Raw genomic sequence first — 15,841 nt, forward strand, 5'->3', positions numbered from 1 at the left:
ACTATTTTAGTTTTTTAATTTGTTTTACTAAGTTAGAAATATTTTTTAATTTATTTCTGAAATTATAATTAGCACTTATAGAATTATTTGATAATTCGTCAAGGTTTAAAGATTTGTCAGAATTGAGAACTTTTTTAACTCCATTGATTGTCATTCCTTGTTCTTTAAGTAAGAATTTAACTTTTTTAAGAACTTCTATAGTCTGATTATTATAGTATCTTCTATTACCATTGAGAATTTTTGGTTTGATCTGTTTAAATTCTTTTTCCCAAAACCTTATTGTATGAGTATTAAAAGTACCCTTTTTGACATTTACTAAATCTAGAATTTTAGCAACCTCACCTATTGATTTGTAAGCATCTAAATTTTTATTGATCATTTATAGAATTTACTAAATCTTTAAACTCTTTAGAAGCTTTAAATAAAACAACATTTCTATCAGATATAGCCGCTTCTTCTTTAGTTTTAGGATTTCTTCCAACTCTACTTTTTTTTTGTCTTATAGAAAACGTACCAAATTTTGAAAGTTTAAGTTTTTTTTCAATTTTTAAATTTTCCAAGATTGTAGTAAAAAAATCATCAATTAAATTTTCAGAAATATTTTTAGAAAAACCAATCTGCATATAAATTGAGTTAATTAGATCTTTTTTTGTTAGGTTAGTTCTTGTCATTAATTAATATTATTAGTTATTTTTTCAATCAAATTTCCAGTTACCGTTTTAGAGCAAACACTTAAAGAATTTGAAAAACCTATATAATCTGTTCCACCATGACTTTTAATTACAGGGGAGTCTAATCCAATAAAAATTGCCCCATTATATAATCTTGGATCCAGTCTTTTTTTAAATTTTTTTAAATTTGAAATATTAAGTAGTGAAGACATTTTTCCAATAAAATTTCCAGTCATTGCTTTTTTTAATTCACTTGTGATAAAATTAGCAGTACCTTCGGCAGTCTTTAATGCAACATTGCCAGTAAAACCATCTGCTACTATAACGTTAACATCACCGTTCATTAATTGATTCCCTTCAATATAACCTTTAAACTCAAAATCATTATTAGTTCTTTTATTCAATTGTTGATAAGTTTCTTTTATAATTTCATTTCCTTTAAGTTCTTCAGAGCCAATATTTAATAGTGCAACTTTTGCTTCATCGTTCGGATATAATGAATTAAATAAAGAGGAACCCATTATCGAAAAATCAATTAAATTTTTAGGACTACATTCAATATTTGCACCTAAGTCTAAAACAACACTCATATTCTTTTTATTTGGCCATAAGGCGGAAAGAGCTGGTTTATCTATATTGTCTATCATTTTAAGATTTAACTTTGAAATAACTAATAATGCACCAGTATTCCCTGCTGAAATTACTACATCAGATTTTTTTTCTTTAACACTCTGAATCGCTAACCACATACTAGTTTTTTTTCCTCTTTTTGCACCTTCCAATGGACTGTCTGTTCCTTTAACAACATCTTCTGTATGAACTATTTCAAAGTTTTCACTAGGCAATTCATCAGTAATAAAATTTTCAATTTGACCTTTATCACCAAAAATTTGATAAAAGGTATTTTTATTGTTTTTAAAATGATGATTAATACCTTCAATAATTTTTTTTGGTGAACCATCGCCACCCATTGCATCAACAGCAATTTTGATTGTTTTGCTCATTCTATTTACTTAGTTGAAAAAATAATTTACTCTTTAGGGTCCAAAACTTGTCTACCACGATACATACCAGTTTTAAGATCCAGATGATGAGGGAGTCTGTACTCACCAGATTTCTTATCCTCAACAATATTTTTAGATGAGAACTTCATATTCTGAGCTCTTCTCATCCCAGTTCTTGACGGTGATTGTTTACGTTTTGGTACAGCCATAATAAAATTAATGCTTAACTACACCTTTTATATGTGAATTTAAAGTATTATTTGTCAACAATTTCACATATTTGTCAAAATATATTACCAAATAGTCACTATTTTGAGCATTATCTAAAAAGATTATTAATTTTTCTTTTTTTGATTCATTGCTTAAATGCTCCCAATTATGAATTTTATCAATCATTCCATGAAATAAATTGAGATAATCTTTCATCTTTTTATTTATTGATTGATCGCCATAGCCTATCTCTCGTACACTTAATTCCATTTGTCTAAAAACATAATCATAGATTTCTTGAAGTATCTGTTTATTTTTATCATTTTTGTATATTTTTAAAAAAAAAGCAAAATGTAATAAAAAAAAGATCATTCTATCAGAAAATGTATCTTGATCTTTAAAATCTTTATATAATTCTTTATTTCTAGTCAATCCAACTAAATTATTGTAAATATTTAAATAATCATTCATGAAAACATTATTATTATTAACTCTTTTTTTTATAATTGCAAATTGTACAAACAAATTAGCTATAGATCATCATGGTGTACATAAACTTTATGTTAAACAGGAAAAAATTTTTCCTAATGAAACAAATAAAAATGATATAATTAAAATTTTGGGCCCACCATCTAGTACAAGTTTTTTTGATAATGAAGTATTATTTTTTATTGAACGAAAAGAAACAACAGGAAGTATCTTAAAACTAGGAAAAAAAGAAATTATAACAAACAATGTTTTGATTGTGGAAATTAATAAATATGGTTTATTAGAAAAAAAAACATTTTATGATTTAAATAAAATGCAAAATTTAAAGGTATCCAAAAATACTACAGAGGTTAATTACCAAAAAAATTCATTTATTTATGACTTTTTATCAAGTATGAGACAAAAAGTTAATGACCCTCTTGGTAAACGAAGAAAAAATTAACCTGCAATTACAGCTAATAACAATAAAGCTACAATATTAGTAATCTTAATCATCGGATTAACTGCAGGTCCAGCCGTGTCTTTATATGGGTCTCCAACAGTATCTCCAGTTACAGCAGCCTTGTGGGCTTCTGAGCCTTTTCCTCCATGATTACCATCTTCAATATATTTCTTAGCATTATCCCACGCACCTCCACCAGCTGTCATTGAAACTGCAACAAATAATCCGGTAATTATAACACCCAATAACATTGCACCTACAGCAGCTAAAGCAGCAACTTGCCCACCAATTTGAAATATCACAAAGTATAAAACAATTGGAGAAAGTACTGGTAATAAAGAAGGTATAATCATTTCTCTAATTGCAGCTAATGTTAATAAATCAACAAGTTTAGCATAATCAGGTTTTTGTTTACCTTTCATAATTCCAGGGTATTTTTTAAATTGTCTTCTGACTTCTACAACAACAGCACCGCCTGCTCTTCCAACAGCTTGCATTCCCATAGATCCAAATAAATATGGAAGCATTCCACCTATCAATAATCCAACTACAACATATGGATTAGATAAATCAAATGTTACAACTATTCCTTCTAACTTTGATCCTGCAACACCAGAAAAATGCTTAATATCTTCAACATAAGCAGCAAATAAAACAAGTGCACCTAACCCTGCTGATCCAATAGCATAACCTTTGGTAACAGCTTTTGTAGTGTTACCAACTGCATCCAAAGCATCAGTAGTTTTTCTTACACTTTTTGGTAAATTTGACATTTCTGCAATACCTCCTGCATTATCTGTAACTGGACCATACGCATCAAGAGCGACGACCATTCCAGCCAACGCTAGCATAGTTGTTACGGAAATAGCAATGCCATAAAGACCAGCAATAGAGTTGGTAGCAAGAATACCTGCAACAATTATTAAAGCAGGAATAGCAGTTGCCTCCATAGATACAGCTAATCCTTGGATAACGTTTGTCCCATGTCCTGTTGTTGATGATTTTGCGATACTTCTTACAGGCCTGTAATCTGTGCCGGTATAATATTCAGTAATCCAAATTAATAAACCGGTAATAACTAAGCCAATTACTCCACAGTAATAAAGACTCATACCAGTAAAAGTTTTTCCATTTACAGAATACTCATTGGCGAAACCAATAACATAATCAGTTACAGGATAAAGAATTAATAATGATGAAACAGCAGAAACAACAAATCCTTTGTATAATGCATTCATTACGTTTTTACTTTTACCAAGTTTTACAAAGAAAGTTCCTAGTATCGATGTTAAAATACAAGCACCACCAATGGTTAATGGGTAGATCATCATATTGATATCATTGTAAAAAAATATTGAAGAAAGAACCATTGTTGCAACAATTGTTACAGCATAAGTTTCGAATAAATCTGCAGCCATTCCCGCACAATCACCAACATTGTCTCCAACGTTGTCTGCAATTACAGCTGGGTTTCTAGGGTCATCTTCAGGAATACCTGCCTCAACTTTTCCAACTAAATCAGCACCAACATCAGCACCTTTAGTAAAGATTCCACCACCTAATCTTGCAAAAATTGAAATTAAAGAAGCACCAAAACCTAGGGCAACAAGAGCATTAACAATTTCCCTTTCATCAACACCCGCTTTTAATAAAAAATAATAATAAACAGCTATTGCTAACAAAGCCAAACCAGCCACCAACATACCTGTTACAGCACCTGATTTAAATGCTACAGCTAAACCACTAGCTAAACCTTTTCTAGATGCTTCAGCAGTTCTAACGTTAGCCTGAACTGAAACTAACATTCCAACATAACCAGCTATACCAGATAAAGCTGCACCAATAAAATAACCTAAACCTACAAGAGGACTAAATACAATGCATATAACAACCAAAACAACAACTCCAACCACGGCAATTGTTTTGTATTGTCTTGCTAAATAAGCTTTTGCGCCAATTTGAATAGCAGATGCAATTTCTTGCATTTTAGCATTTCCAGTGCTTGAGCTTAATATGTTTTTTCCAGTAAAGTATCCATATACAATTGAAAGAAATCCTGCAGCTATAGTATAAAGTAATATTGTTTCAACGATTGAGTTCATTTTGCCTTTTGGTTGTTTGGTTGTTAAATTAAACGTTTAAAGTCCGGACAATACAAAAAAAACCATAAAAGGCAATATTTAACTTTTTAAAAATGATGAAAATAACCCTTATTTTTAAGGCTAATTATTCCTCTTTTTTTATCAATTAATATGGGTTTATTATTTGAATTTTGAATTATTCCTATTTTTGAAATTTTAACTCTTAATTCATTAGAAATTTTTTTTATGATTCTTCTTTTATCTTTCGAGGCAGTAAATAGAACCTGATAATCATCACCTTTCGAAATACAATGCTCTTTCAAGAAATTTTTTTTTGCTATGAGTTTATTCAAGGAATTAGAAACCGGTATATCATCTAAACTTACTTTATAAGATAGTTTTTGATTATTAATCAATTTTTCAAGGTCTGCTAATAAACCGTCCGAAATATCAATTGAAGTATTTGCAAATTTATTTAAATGTTTAGATAAATCAATTTGAATATTAGGTTTATAATATTGGTTAATAAAATAATCTTTTTGAATTTTATTTATTTTAAATTTATTTTTTAAAACTAATAAGCCTAAATAGCTATCACCTAAATTTCCTGTAACATAAATCTCATCATTAATTTTAGCTTTATTTCTTTCAATAATTTTTTTTGCAAAACCAATGGAGGTTATTGTAAAACTTAATTTGTTAGAAAAAACTGTATCTCCACCACAAAGATAGATTTTATACTTTTTTTGTTCATCGTTAAGTGATTTAGATATCTTTTTTAAGTTATTTTTTGAAAAAGTTTTTTTATTACCTGAGCCTGAAACAAAATAGTATTTTGGACTTACACCTTTACAAATTAAATCAGATATTGATGATCTTATGATCTTTTTTATTACCAAATCTGGTTTTTTAAAATCTATAAAATGATTTCCTTGAATATATGTGTCTATTGATACTACTAACTCATGTTTCTTATCAAAAAAAACATCATCATTAAGGTTTAAAGAACCAATTGTCTTTTTAGAAAGTTTTTGAAAATAATTTTTAATTAAATCAAATTCATGCATTAGTATTTCTTATTTTTTTGGCAATTTTATCTAATATTGCATTCAAATATTTAGTTTGGGAGTCCTCTAAAAAAAAATTTGAAGCATTTAAATATTCCTTGATTATAATTTTTTTAGAGATTTTAGGCTTATAAAGAAATTCAAATATAGCAGCCTTAACAATGACCTGAAAAACTTTATCCATATTTGACAATTCAAGGTCTTCACTTAAATAATTTCTGACCTCTTCTTTAATTACATCATCCCTTTCAATTGTACCAAGCACCACATCTTTAATAGATTTTTTAAATCTGTGTTTTGAAAAAGTTATATCCTCATCATCATTAAAAAATTTACCATAGAGTTTTTGAATAATTATAACTCTAGGATTTTGATTTGGGTTATATGGAGTTCTCATCCTTATTGGGAAAGGACAGATATTACAGCTAGAGCTGCTTCTCTTCCCTTTTTCTTCCTAGCTATAGCTTGACGCATATTTAGACAAGTAATAATTCCATTACCAATAGGTTTTTTGTTTTCTACGGATAGTTTCATTATTGCATCAGTTGAAGAATGAGAAATAAAATCAAAATGAGGAGTTTGTCCTTTAATCACACACCCAAGAGCTAAAAAAGCATCATACTTCTTAATATTCTTTGAAATGGTAACTGGTAATTCAAAGACACCTGGGACATTGATAATTTTTATTAAACTAGATTTGGGCAGTGCGCTCTTCGCACTGCTTAATAAACCTTTTGATATATCTTTATAATAATCTGCAATAACTATTAAATATTTTCTTTTCATTAAATGATTTCCTGTTTAATAATCTTTATATCATAACCCTCTAAACCAATAACTTTTTTAAGAGATTTGGTTATTAATATCATATTTTTAATCTTTAAATCTTTAATTATTTGAGCTCCAATACCATAATTCCTTATAAGTTTATCATTTCCCTTTTTGTAAAAATCTTTGTTCTTATAATCCTTGAGTGTTTGTGTAACAGATTTTAAATTTGTATCTTTTATAAAAACTAAAATACAGTTATTGAATTTTTTAAAATAATTTAATGTTTTATTAAATGAATTTGGCAATTGTTGATTGATTAAATAATTTTGCACTACGTTAGATGAAATTACTCTAACTCTTGGTATTATTCCTTTTTTAATATTACCTTTAATTAGTGCAAAGTGTTCAGATCCATCTAAAAGATTTTCATAAATTCTAATTTTAAATTTTTGATTTTTAATTTCAATATCAGATTGTTTTTTAAGTTTAACTAGTTTTTCTTTTTTTAAACGATAAGCAATAAGGTCTTCAATTTTACCTATCTTTAAATTATGTTTTTTTGCAAAATCAAATAAATCTTGGCCTTTAGCCATTGTTCCATCTTCATTCATTATTTCACAAATTACTGCGGAGTTATTTTTTTTAGCAAGTTTTGATATATCAACAGAAGCTTCTGTATGACCAGCTCTAACTAGAACACCCCCATCTTTAGCAATGATTGGAAAAACATGTCCTGGTGAAACAATGTCTTTCTTATTTGCATTTTTCTTTGAAGCAATTTTAATTGTCTTTGCTCTATCTTTTGCTGAGATTCCAGTTGTTATTCCTTTTTTTGCTTCAATAGAAATTGTAAAAGCAGTTTTATTCCTGGATTGATTTATTGGGGACATCAAAGACAAATTTAACCGTTTTGCTTGTATACTATCTAGTGCTAGACAAATTAATCCACGACCATATTTTGCCATAAAATTTATATTTTTAGCACTTGAGTCACTGGTTGATATTATTAAGTCTCCTTCGTTTTCTCTTTTCTCATCATCAACTAAGATGAACATACCACCCTTCTTTGCGATATTAATTATACTTTCAATGGATGCATAATTATTTTTTTTCATTAAAATAATTTCTAACGTATTTAGACAAGATATCTATCTCTATATTAACTAGACTGTTCTTTTTTAACGAAGATAAATTGGTTAGTTTAAAAGTGTGTGGAATAACCCAAACTTGAAAACCTTTTTTGGTTACCTTAGAAATTGTTAAAGAAATTCCATTTATACATATAGAGGCTTTATCAATTAGATTTGCTCTTTCTTTTTTAACAATTTCAAAATCAAATAAATACGATTTATCAATTTTTTTAATACTCTGTATTTTACCTACTGCATCAATGTGGCCTTGGCAAATATGTCCTGATATTTTTTGACCAAATCTTAAAGGAAGTTCAAGATTAATTTTATCATTTATTTTTAAGAATTTAAATTTTGATCTTTGTATGGTTTCATCAGAAAGATAAAATTCCATTATTTTATTTTTAATATTAATTAATGTTAAGCAAACACCATCACAAGCAACTGATACACCTAGATCTTTACGTGTTAGCTTTAAATCAGCTTTTACAAAAATATTAATACCTTTTGATCTTTTTTCAAATTTAGTAATTAAACCTTGATTAAAAATTATTCCATTAAACATAATATTATTTGTAAAGTGTAATTACATCTTTGCCTAATTTTTTTTTAATTTTCAATTTATTTTTATAATTTTTCTTTAATTCATTAAGAAAACTAAACTCTTTATAGTTAACTAACTTTGATAAAGTTTTAGCACATTTGTATAAATAAAATTCATTAAATAATTTTTTTTTAATAATGTGCTTAGAAAGATCATTTCCCCCTTCAACTAATAAATTTCTGCAGCCAAGGACATAGAGTTTCATTAAAATTGATTTAATATCAAAGTTATCTTTATCTAATTTACTTTTGATTAAAGTTATGCCTCTTTTTTTTAACATTAATTTCATCTCAGATTTCGCGTTATGATAAAAAATTATAGTATTTTTTTTATTAGCTGTTTTAAAAATGTATGAATTTTTTTTAATTTCTAAATTTTTATCTAAAATTATTCTTTTAGGTGAAAATTTATTCAAACCTTCTAGTCTGCAATTAAGTTTTGGGTTATCTTCATTTAAAGTTTTGGAGGAAATCATTAATGAATCATTTTTATATCTAAGATAATGTGTAAATTTATCAGTATGAATATCTGAAATTCTTTTTGTATCTTTGCTATATATCAAATTATTTCTAGAAATTGCAATTTTACCAGTAACATAAGGAAGGTTATTTTTTCTATTAAAGAAATAAGGTGTATAAAATTTATTAATTTCTTTTTTGAGTAAATTTTTTTTTACTAAAACTTTTTTTGACTTAAGAATTTTTAAAGTTTTACCTTTAACTTTTTTATCAATATCTTCAACTCCATACACAACTTCTTTAATTTTATTTTTAATTATAATATTTGTGCACGGAGGAGTTTTTCCATAATGACTGCAAGGTTCAAGAGTCACATACATTTTTGAACCTTCCAAATTTTCATGTGAATTTTTAATGGCATTAAATTCGGCATGAGGTATACCTTTAAAACCTGTTTGACCAATTGAAAGTATTTCATTATTTTTAACAATTACACAACCTACAGAAGGATTAATTCCGGTTAGTCCATGACGAGCTTTTGCCAATTTCAAGGCAAGCTCCATAAAAATTTTATCTTTTATTGAAAATTTATCTTTTTTTGTAGACATCTAATTTGTCCACGAATTGCACAAAGTCTTTTTCTTCTCTAAAATTTCTATAAACAGAAGCAAATCTTACGTAAGCAACAGGGTCGAGCTCTTTTAAACCTTCCATAACCATAGTTCCAATAGTAGTAGATGAAATTTCACTTTGACCGAGCTCCTCAAGTGATCGAGAAATTTTACTTATAAATTTTTCTGCTGTTTCAGTATCAATAGGTCTTTTTTTAAGAGCAATAAAAATAGATTTTGATAATTTATCTCTATCAAATGAAGATTTTCTTCCATTTTTTTTAACAACCATAATTTCTCTAAATTGCACTCTTTCAAAAGTCGTAAATCTTGCTCCACACACACAAAGCCTTCTTCTTCTTATGGCTGTGCCATCTTCAGTTGGTCTTGAGTCTACTACTGAGGTTTCACCTTTTTTACAAATTGAACAAATCATTATTTTAAATTTTTATATATTGGAAAGTTAGATGTAAGTTCTATTACTTCATTTCTAACTTCTTCTTCAATTTTGCTATTATCGTCAGGGTTTTCAGATAAACCTTTTACAACTTTAGTTATTAGTTCACCTACTTTCTCAAACTCTTTTAATCCAAAACCTCTAGTTGTTGCGGCTTGAGTACCTAGTCTTATTCCAGAGGTAATCATTGGTTTTTCTGAATCGAAAGGTATTCCATTTTTGTTACAGGTAATATTAGCATTTGAAAGGCTTTCGGCAGCAGCATTACCTTTTACATTGAAAGGTCTTAGGTCAACTAACATTAAGTGTGTATCTGTTCCACCAGAATAAATCTTAAAACCATTATTCTTAAGTGTCTCTGATAAAATTTTGGCATTAGCTAAAACTGATTTGATATAATCTTTGAAATCTGGTCTTAATGCTTCTAAAAAACCAGCAGCTTTTGCAGCAATGACATGCATCAATGGTCCACCTTGATAACCAGGAAATACTGCTGTGTTAAATTTTTTTGCTAGGTCTTCATGATTAGTTAAAATAATTCCACCTCTAGCACTTCTGAAAACTTTATGAGTTGTTGAAGTTACTACATGTGCGTGTTCACATGGGTTAGGGTACCCTTTGCCGGCAACTAAACCTGAAAAATGAGCCATATCCACCATCAAATATGCCCCTACTTTATCAGCAATCGCTCTAAATCTTTTAAAATCGATTACTCTAGAGTAAGCGCTACCACCACAAATTATAAGTTTTGGTTTATGTTCTAATGCAAGTTTTTCAACATTATCATAATCAATAAGTTCAGACTCTTTATCAACATCATACCCTATTGGATTAAACCATTTACCTGACATTGAAATTTTTAACCCATGAGTAATGTGTCCACCAGAATTTAAACTCATTCCCATAAATGTATCACCAGGATTTAATAGAGCTAAAAATACAGCTCCATTTGCTTGAGCCCCAGAATGTGGTTGGGCATTTGCAAATTTACAATCAAAAAGTTTCTTTAATCTTTCTATGGCTAAATTTTCTGCAACATCAACATGCTCACATCCATTGTAGTATCTTTTTCCAGGATACCCTTCTGCATATTTGTTTGTTAATACAGAGCCTTGCGCCTCTAAAACAGCTTGAGAAACTATATTTTCAGAAGCAATTAGTTCTATGTGTTGTTGTTGTCTTTTTAACTCATCACTTATGGCTTTATGTAATTCTGGATCAGTTTTAGATAAACTGTCTTCAAAAAAGCTTTTATAATTTTTATTTAAATAGTTTTTTTCACTAGACATAATTAAATCTTTTTAATTCTTTTTGCGTGTCTTCCACCTTCAAACTTTGTATTTAAAAAAGTGCTAACGCAATTTAAAGCATTTTTTTTAGTAAGAAGTCTTGATCCTAATGTAATGATATTTGCATTATTATGCAATCTTGATAATTTTGTAGATTTTGAATTATAGCACTGTGCAGCACGAATATTTTTATGTCTATTAGCAGCAATATTCATTCCCATACCAGACCCACAAACTAAAATACCCACATGTTTGTTACTAACCTTAACTTTTTTAGCGACCTTATGAGCAAAATCAGGATAATCTACCCTGCCATCGTTAAATGGACCTAAATCAACTATCTTTATATTTTTTTTATCCAAGTAATTTTTGATTAATTTTTTTAATTTAAACCCAGCATGATCAGATGATATGAATATTTTTTTCAAACTAATTAAATTTATGATCTAAAACACAAGCAACTAAATGGATACGATCTTCTTCACCACCATTAAATGCATTGTGATACTTGGTATTATTTGTAATCCAAACAGAACCATCAGCTGGTAAATGCTTAGCAACATTATCAATGACCATTATTGATCCTGGGTTAGTAATAATTGGTATATGTAATCTAGGCTCAGGGTCTCTATGCCAACTTAATGTCGATCTTGGTTTTTTTAATAATACTCTTACTCTTCCAAGCTTATACTTAGATGAAAGCACGTCAAAAACTTCCTTAAAATAAGTATCTTTAAATTCATCGATAAATTCTGAATAAGCGGACTCGTCGATAGTTACATCTCTAACAACCTCCTTGCCTGTTGCATCCGGTTTAGTCCAAAAAACACCTCTGGCTTTATGACCTTTAATAGAATCTGGATCACCAGGAATTTGAGTTAGAGATATTGCTCCAAAGTTACTTATCTCTTCAGGGCCATCAAATTTTTTTATTTTTAAAATTTCACTATATGCCTTTTGAAGTTCAGTGATATCAAATTTAATATCTTGTTTTTGAAAATCATTATAATTTAATGTCATAATATTTATTAGTTACTCTTTTTAGGATATATTTGTATAATACATTTGTCGCATTTTATAAATATAATAAAAACATGATAACAGGAAGCTATCCAAACCTAAGACTTAGACGTAGTAGAAAGAATGATTGGTCTAGAAGACTTATTCAGGAAAACAGCCTATCTTCAAGTGACTTTATTTTACCAATATTTCTTATTGATGGAAAAAATAAGAAACAACCCATAAAAACTATGCCTGGAGTTTTTAGGTATTCTATAGATAAAATTGGTTATATTGTTGATAAAGCCATTAAGAATAAGATACCTATGGTTGCGTTATTTCCATACACAAATTCAAAGTTAAAAAATGAAATTGGTACCGAAGCGTTAAATGAGGACAATTTAGTTTGTAGAGCTATCCAATATATTAAAAAAAAATATAGAAATGAAATTGGTATTATGTGTGATGTAGCCTTAGATCCCTACACTTCCCATGGGCATGATGGTCTTATAAAATCTGGCTATATATTAAATGATGAAACAAATGAAATTTTAATTAATCAATCCTTATTGCAATCCGAAATGGGATGTGATGTGCTAGCACCTTCAGACATGATGGATGGTAGGATTGGAAAAATAAGAAAAGCACTTGATAAAAATGGTTATCAATTAGTTCAAATTCTTTCTTACGCAGTAAAATATGCATCAAGTTTTTATGGACCTTTCAGAGATGCGGTTGGATCAAGAGGACTTCTAAAAGGAGATAAAAAGACCTACCAAATGGATTTTCGAAACAGTAATGAAGCATTAAGAGAGGTTGCCCTAGATATAAAGGAAGGAGCAGATATGGTAATGGTGAAACCAGGAATGCCCTACCTTGATATAATAAAATCAGTAAAAGATAATTTTAAAATACCAGTTTTAGCTTATCAGGTTTCAGGAGAATATAGCTTACTAACAAATAGTATTAATAAACGTTTAATAGATAAAAACTCAATATTAGAAAGCTTAACCTCATTTAAGAGAGCTGGCGCAAATGCAATAGTCAGTTATTATGCTGATAGAATAAATGAAATAATACTTTAAGACTATTTCAATAAATTTATAAAATGACTTCTTGAAACGGGTAAATTTAAATTATTTGGTTTCAATATACTTTTTTCAAGATAATCACTAAGAAGCTTAAAACCTTTTAATAAATTTTTTAAATCAATATTTTTTGTATTTTGATCTATCAAAAAGTTTGGAATAAATTTTTTTTCTGAAGATGATTTTACAAAATAATTAATTTCTCCTTCTATAACTTCTTTTTCGACCATTTTTTTAAGTTCAAGATCATAACCAAGTAATTTTAATAACTTTAATTCCCAAAAAATATATTCTTCAATCCAATTATCATGAGTTAATAAATCAAAAAATTCATCTATTAAAATGTAAATGTCATTATTTGATTGAGCTTCAGCTGTTAAAAGTTTTACAAGATGCATAGCAGAAGTTATACAGCAAAGTTTTATACTATTATCAAAATAAATTGGCGTAGTAGCTTTAACAATTTCTACTTTAAAATAACCAATTCTATTTAAACTTTTGGAATTATAATTAACATGAATTTTATTGCCAATCTGTAAATAATTTTTAATTTTTTTTGAAGTACCACCAAAAATAATACCAGAAATTTTTCCATAATTTTCAGTAAATACCTCTGCTATAATGGAATTTTCATTGTATCGATTTTTAGATAACAAATATCCTTTATCATCCCAATTCATTTTTTAAAAATACTCTCAAAACATATGGTTGCAGCGTTCTGTTCAGCATCTTTTTTAGATGAACCTTCTGCTGTAAAAATTCTAGTATTCTTTAATTTCACAGAGACTTTAAATAATGGCTTATGACGAGGCCCTGTATTTGATATTAATCTATAAATAGGTAAAGTTTTAAACATCTTTAAAGAATATTCTTGAAGTTTAGTTTTGGCATCAATTTCAGTTATCACACTTGCATTAATATGCTCATTCCACAAATTTAGAATAAATTTTTCAACAAAATTAATATCTTTGTCTAAATAAATCGCACCTATTAAAGCTTCTAAGCAATCAGCTATAACTTTGTCTTCAATTACAATTTTTTTATTTTTTGGATTAAATACCAAAATATATTTTTGTAATTCAATTTTTTTTGCAATTTCTAAGCATTTTCTTTTATTAACTAGAGATGCAAATTTTTTATCCAATATTCCTTCACGTTCATCTGGATAAATTTCTAATAATTTTTTTGCAATAACCAACCCTAAAACTCTATCACCTAAAAATTCAATTTTTTCATTATTATTCAAAGAGTCATAGCTTTTATGAGTAAGACTTTTTATTAAAATTTTAGGATCAGAAAATTTTAACTTTAATTTCTTTTCTAAGATTGATGAAGATATTTTCATTAATTAATAGTTTTAAAAAAACGATCGAACCTAATAGTTTTGTGCCATTTCCAAAAAGAAAAGATACTTGCAATTCTAAAATCTGATGAAAAAAAGATAAATTGTGCCTTACCAACTAGATTATCTTCATGGACATATCCAACGCTTGTTAAATATCTACTATCTTTAGAACAATCTCGATTGTCTCCAAGGAAAAAGTAATGTTTTGGTGGAACTATAAATACATCAGAATTTTGAAAACTATAATTTTTTAAATAAACGGTATTATGTATTGCACCATTTGGTAATTTTTCTTCAAACTTAATAACATCTATAGTTTGATTGCCACAATAAATTATATCATTCTTTGGAACCCTTGATTTAAAAATTTGATTATTATTAAGAAATAAATCACCATTTATGAATTGAATATTATCTCCAGGTAATCCTATTAATCTTTTGATATAATCTGTTCTATTGTCAGCAGGTGTTTTAAAAACAATAACATCTCCTACTTCAGGTTTTTGTGAAAATATTCTGCCATTGAGTATCGGTGGACTAAATGGAAAAGAATGTTTGCTATAACCATAAGAATATTTGGTAACAAATAATCTATCCCCAACCAATAATGTAGGTTCCATAGAAGATGAGGGTATATAAAAAGGTTGTATGAAAAAAGATCTAATAATAATCGCAATGATTAAGGCATAAAAAATTGTTTTAATATTTTCAATTATAAAGTTTTTACTTATCATTATTTATTTTTTTGTAAAATTACGTAGGCTATAGAATATTTTTTTTCATCTGAAATTGATAGAAAGAAATTAAATGAAGAGGTTTTGAATTGATCTTTAACAATATTTTTTATTTTATTTGTAATTACAAAAGAAGGTTTACCTAATTTATCATTAATAATTGATATATCTTTAAAGTTAAGATTGTCTCTAAAGCCAGTGCCAATTGATTTCGCTAAAGCTTCTTTAGCAGCAAATCTTTTTGCATAATAGGCTTTTTTATTTCGAATTTTTTTAGCAATAAGTATTTCTGAGTTAGAAAATATTCTTTTAATAAAATCTTTATTTTTTATTAATTTATTAAATCTTGTGATATCAACTATATCAACACCTATACCAAGTATTTTCATGG

Annotated in this window: 22 protein-coding genes; 2 read left to right on the top strand and 20 right to left on the bottom strand. The window is 27.8% G+C overall.

The window, feature by feature from the left end; translation table 11 throughout:
• Nucleotide 1: 1 nt before the first annotated feature.
• Genes AC5SL1_RS03085 through AC5SL1_RS03105 form a run of 5 tightly spaced genes read right to left on the bottom strand, consistent with a single transcriptional unit; the run spans nucleotide 2 to nucleotide 2,356 of the window.
• On the bottom strand, nucleotides 2-379 hold the full coding sequence (locus AC5SL1_RS03085; RefSeq protein ID WP_494580731.1) for a MerR family transcriptional regulator: 378 nt from the start codon (nucleotides 377-379) through the stop codon (nucleotides 2-4).
• Entirely contained in the window at nucleotides 369-671 is a 303-nt protein-coding gene (locus tag AC5SL1_RS03090; protein WP_494580732.1) for an integration host factor subunit alpha, read from the bottom strand. Before AC5SL1_RS03090 ends, AC5SL1_RS03085 begins: the two co-directional genes overlap by 11 nt.
• Nucleotides 671-1,675 (bottom strand): phosphate acyltransferase PlsX, encoded by a 1,005-nt coding sequence (gene plsX, locus AC5SL1_RS03095; protein WP_494600250.1) that lies wholly within the window; start codon nucleotides 1,673-1,675, stop codon nucleotides 671-673. Before plsX ends, AC5SL1_RS03090 begins: the two co-directional genes overlap by 1 nt.
• Before the next feature lie 26 nt (nucleotides 1,676-1,701).
• A complete protein-coding gene (rpmF, locus tag AC5SL1_RS03100) occupies nucleotides 1,702-1,884 on the bottom strand; it encodes a 50S ribosomal protein L32 (RefSeq protein ID WP_494573670.1) in 183 nt (60 codons plus the stop codon).
• A gap of 7 nt (nucleotides 1,885-1,891) precedes the next feature.
• Entirely contained in the window at nucleotides 1,892-2,356 is a 465-nt protein-coding gene (locus AC5SL1_RS03105; protein ID WP_494600251.1) for a ubiquinol-cytochrome C chaperone family protein, read from the bottom strand.
• Here AC5SL1_RS03105 and AC5SL1_RS03110 point away from each other — a divergent pair.
• Nucleotides 2,355-2,816 (top strand): hypothetical protein, encoded by a 462-nt coding sequence (locus tag AC5SL1_RS03110; RefSeq protein ID WP_494600252.1) that lies wholly within the window; start codon nucleotides 2,355-2,357, stop codon nucleotides 2,814-2,816. The genes AC5SL1_RS03105 and AC5SL1_RS03110 overlap by 2 nt on opposite strands.
• Here the strand turns inward: AC5SL1_RS03110 and AC5SL1_RS03115 are convergent.
• From AC5SL1_RS03115 to AC5SL1_RS03165, 11 genes are all read right to left on the bottom strand, one after another.
• On the bottom strand, nucleotides 2,813-4,918 hold the full coding sequence (locus AC5SL1_RS03115; RefSeq protein WP_494600253.1) for a sodium-translocating pyrophosphatase: 2,106 nt from the start codon (nucleotides 4,916-4,918) through the stop codon (nucleotides 2,813-2,815). The genes AC5SL1_RS03110 and AC5SL1_RS03115 overlap by 4 nt on opposite strands.
• Nucleotides 4,919-5,004: 86 nt before the next feature.
• The gene (gene thiL / locus AC5SL1_RS03120; RefSeq protein WP_494600254.1) at nucleotides 5,005-5,964 is read right to left on the bottom strand and encodes a thiamine-phosphate kinase; all 960 of its coding nucleotides are present in this window, start codon (nucleotides 5,962-5,964) and stop codon (nucleotides 5,005-5,007) included.
• Nucleotides 5,957-6,361 carry a transcription antitermination factor NusB gene (locus AC5SL1_RS03125; protein ID WP_494600255.1) on the bottom strand — a complete coding sequence of 135 codons (405 nt, stop codon included), beginning with the start codon at nucleotides 6,359-6,361 and terminating at the stop codon, nucleotides 5,957-5,959. The genes thiL and AC5SL1_RS03125 overlap by 8 nt, the downstream gene beginning before the upstream one ends.
• 2 nt (nucleotides 6,362-6,363) lie before the next feature.
• Nucleotides 6,364-6,750 carry a 6,7-dimethyl-8-ribityllumazine synthase gene (gene ribH / locus AC5SL1_RS03130; protein WP_494600256.1) on the bottom strand — a complete coding sequence of 129 codons (387 nt, stop codon included), beginning with the start codon at nucleotides 6,748-6,750 and terminating at the stop codon, nucleotides 6,364-6,366.
• Nucleotides 6,750-7,850 carry a 3,4-dihydroxy-2-butanone-4-phosphate synthase gene (gene ribB, locus AC5SL1_RS03135; RefSeq protein ID WP_494600257.1) on the bottom strand — a complete coding sequence of 367 codons (1,101 nt, stop codon included), beginning with the start codon at nucleotides 7,848-7,850 and terminating at the stop codon, nucleotides 6,750-6,752. The genes ribH and ribB overlap by 1 nt, the downstream gene beginning before the upstream one ends.
• Nucleotides 7,837-8,430 carry a riboflavin synthase gene (locus AC5SL1_RS03140; protein WP_494600258.1) on the bottom strand — a complete coding sequence of 198 codons (594 nt, stop codon included), beginning with the start codon at nucleotides 8,428-8,430 and terminating at the stop codon, nucleotides 7,837-7,839. The genes ribB and AC5SL1_RS03140 overlap by 14 nt, the downstream gene beginning before the upstream one ends.
• Before the next feature lie 4 nt (nucleotides 8,431-8,434).
• Nucleotides 8,435-9,535 carry a bifunctional diaminohydroxyphosphoribosylaminopyrimidine deaminase/5-amino-6-(5-phosphoribosylamino)uracil reductase RibD gene (gene ribD, locus AC5SL1_RS03145; RefSeq protein ID WP_494600259.1) on the bottom strand — a complete coding sequence of 367 codons (1,101 nt, stop codon included), beginning with the start codon at nucleotides 9,533-9,535 and terminating at the stop codon, nucleotides 8,435-8,437.
• On the bottom strand, nucleotides 9,516-9,974 hold the full coding sequence (gene nrdR / locus AC5SL1_RS03150) for a transcriptional regulator NrdR (protein ID WP_494573660.1): 459 nt from the start codon (nucleotides 9,972-9,974) through the stop codon (nucleotides 9,516-9,518). The genes ribD and nrdR overlap by 20 nt, the downstream gene beginning before the upstream one ends.
• Complete coding sequence (gene glyA / locus AC5SL1_RS03155; RefSeq protein ID WP_494600260.1) at nucleotides 9,974-11,284, bottom strand: serine hydroxymethyltransferase; 1,311 nt, start codon at nucleotides 11,282-11,284, stop codon at nucleotides 9,974-9,976. The genes nrdR and glyA overlap by 1 nt, the downstream gene beginning before the upstream one ends.
• Nucleotides 11,285-11,286: 2 nt before the next feature.
• Nucleotides 11,287-11,712 (bottom strand): ribose 5-phosphate isomerase B, encoded by a 426-nt coding sequence (gene rpiB / locus AC5SL1_RS03160; protein WP_494600261.1) that lies wholly within the window; start codon nucleotides 11,710-11,712, stop codon nucleotides 11,287-11,289.
• Between the two features lies 1 nt (nucleotide 11,713).
• Nucleotides 11,714-12,304, bottom strand: coding sequence for an aspartyl/asparaginyl beta-hydroxylase domain-containing protein (locus AC5SL1_RS03165; RefSeq protein ID WP_494600262.1), 591 nt, complete (start codon nucleotides 12,302-12,304; stop codon nucleotides 11,714-11,716).
• Nucleotides 12,305-12,378: 74 nt separating this feature from the next.
• Between AC5SL1_RS03165 and hemB the strand changes: the two genes are divergently transcribed.
• A complete protein-coding gene (gene hemB, locus AC5SL1_RS03170) occupies nucleotides 12,379-13,368 on the top strand; it encodes a porphobilinogen synthase (protein WP_494600263.1) in 990 nt (329 codons plus the stop codon).
• Nucleotides 13,369-13,370: 2 nt separating this feature from the next.
• On the opposite strand, the gene recO is transcribed toward hemB, so the two are convergent.
• Genes recO through acpS form a run of 4 tightly spaced genes read right to left on the bottom strand, consistent with a single transcriptional unit; the run spans nucleotide 13,371 to nucleotide 15,839 of the window.
• On the bottom strand, nucleotides 13,371-14,051 hold the full coding sequence (recO, locus tag AC5SL1_RS03175) for a DNA repair protein RecO (protein ID WP_494586974.1): 681 nt from the start codon (nucleotides 14,049-14,051) through the stop codon (nucleotides 13,371-13,373).
• Entirely contained in the window at nucleotides 14,048-14,716 is a 669-nt protein-coding gene (gene rnc, locus AC5SL1_RS03180; protein WP_494600264.1) for a ribonuclease III, read from the bottom strand. Before rnc ends, recO begins: the two co-directional genes overlap by 4 nt.
• Complete coding sequence (gene lepB / locus AC5SL1_RS03185) at nucleotides 14,716-15,450, bottom strand: signal peptidase I (protein ID WP_494600265.1); 735 nt, start codon at nucleotides 15,448-15,450, stop codon at nucleotides 14,716-14,718. The genes rnc and lepB overlap by 1 nt, the downstream gene beginning before the upstream one ends.
• Complete coding sequence (acpS, locus tag AC5SL1_RS03190) at nucleotides 15,450-15,839, bottom strand: holo-ACP synthase (RefSeq protein WP_494600266.1); 390 nt, start codon at nucleotides 15,837-15,839, stop codon at nucleotides 15,450-15,452. Before acpS ends, lepB begins: the two co-directional genes overlap by 1 nt.
• Between the last annotated feature and the right edge of the window lie 2 nt (nucleotides 15,840-15,841).

Source organism: Candidatus Pelagibacter sp. PS_10_02 (assembly GCF_059418005.1).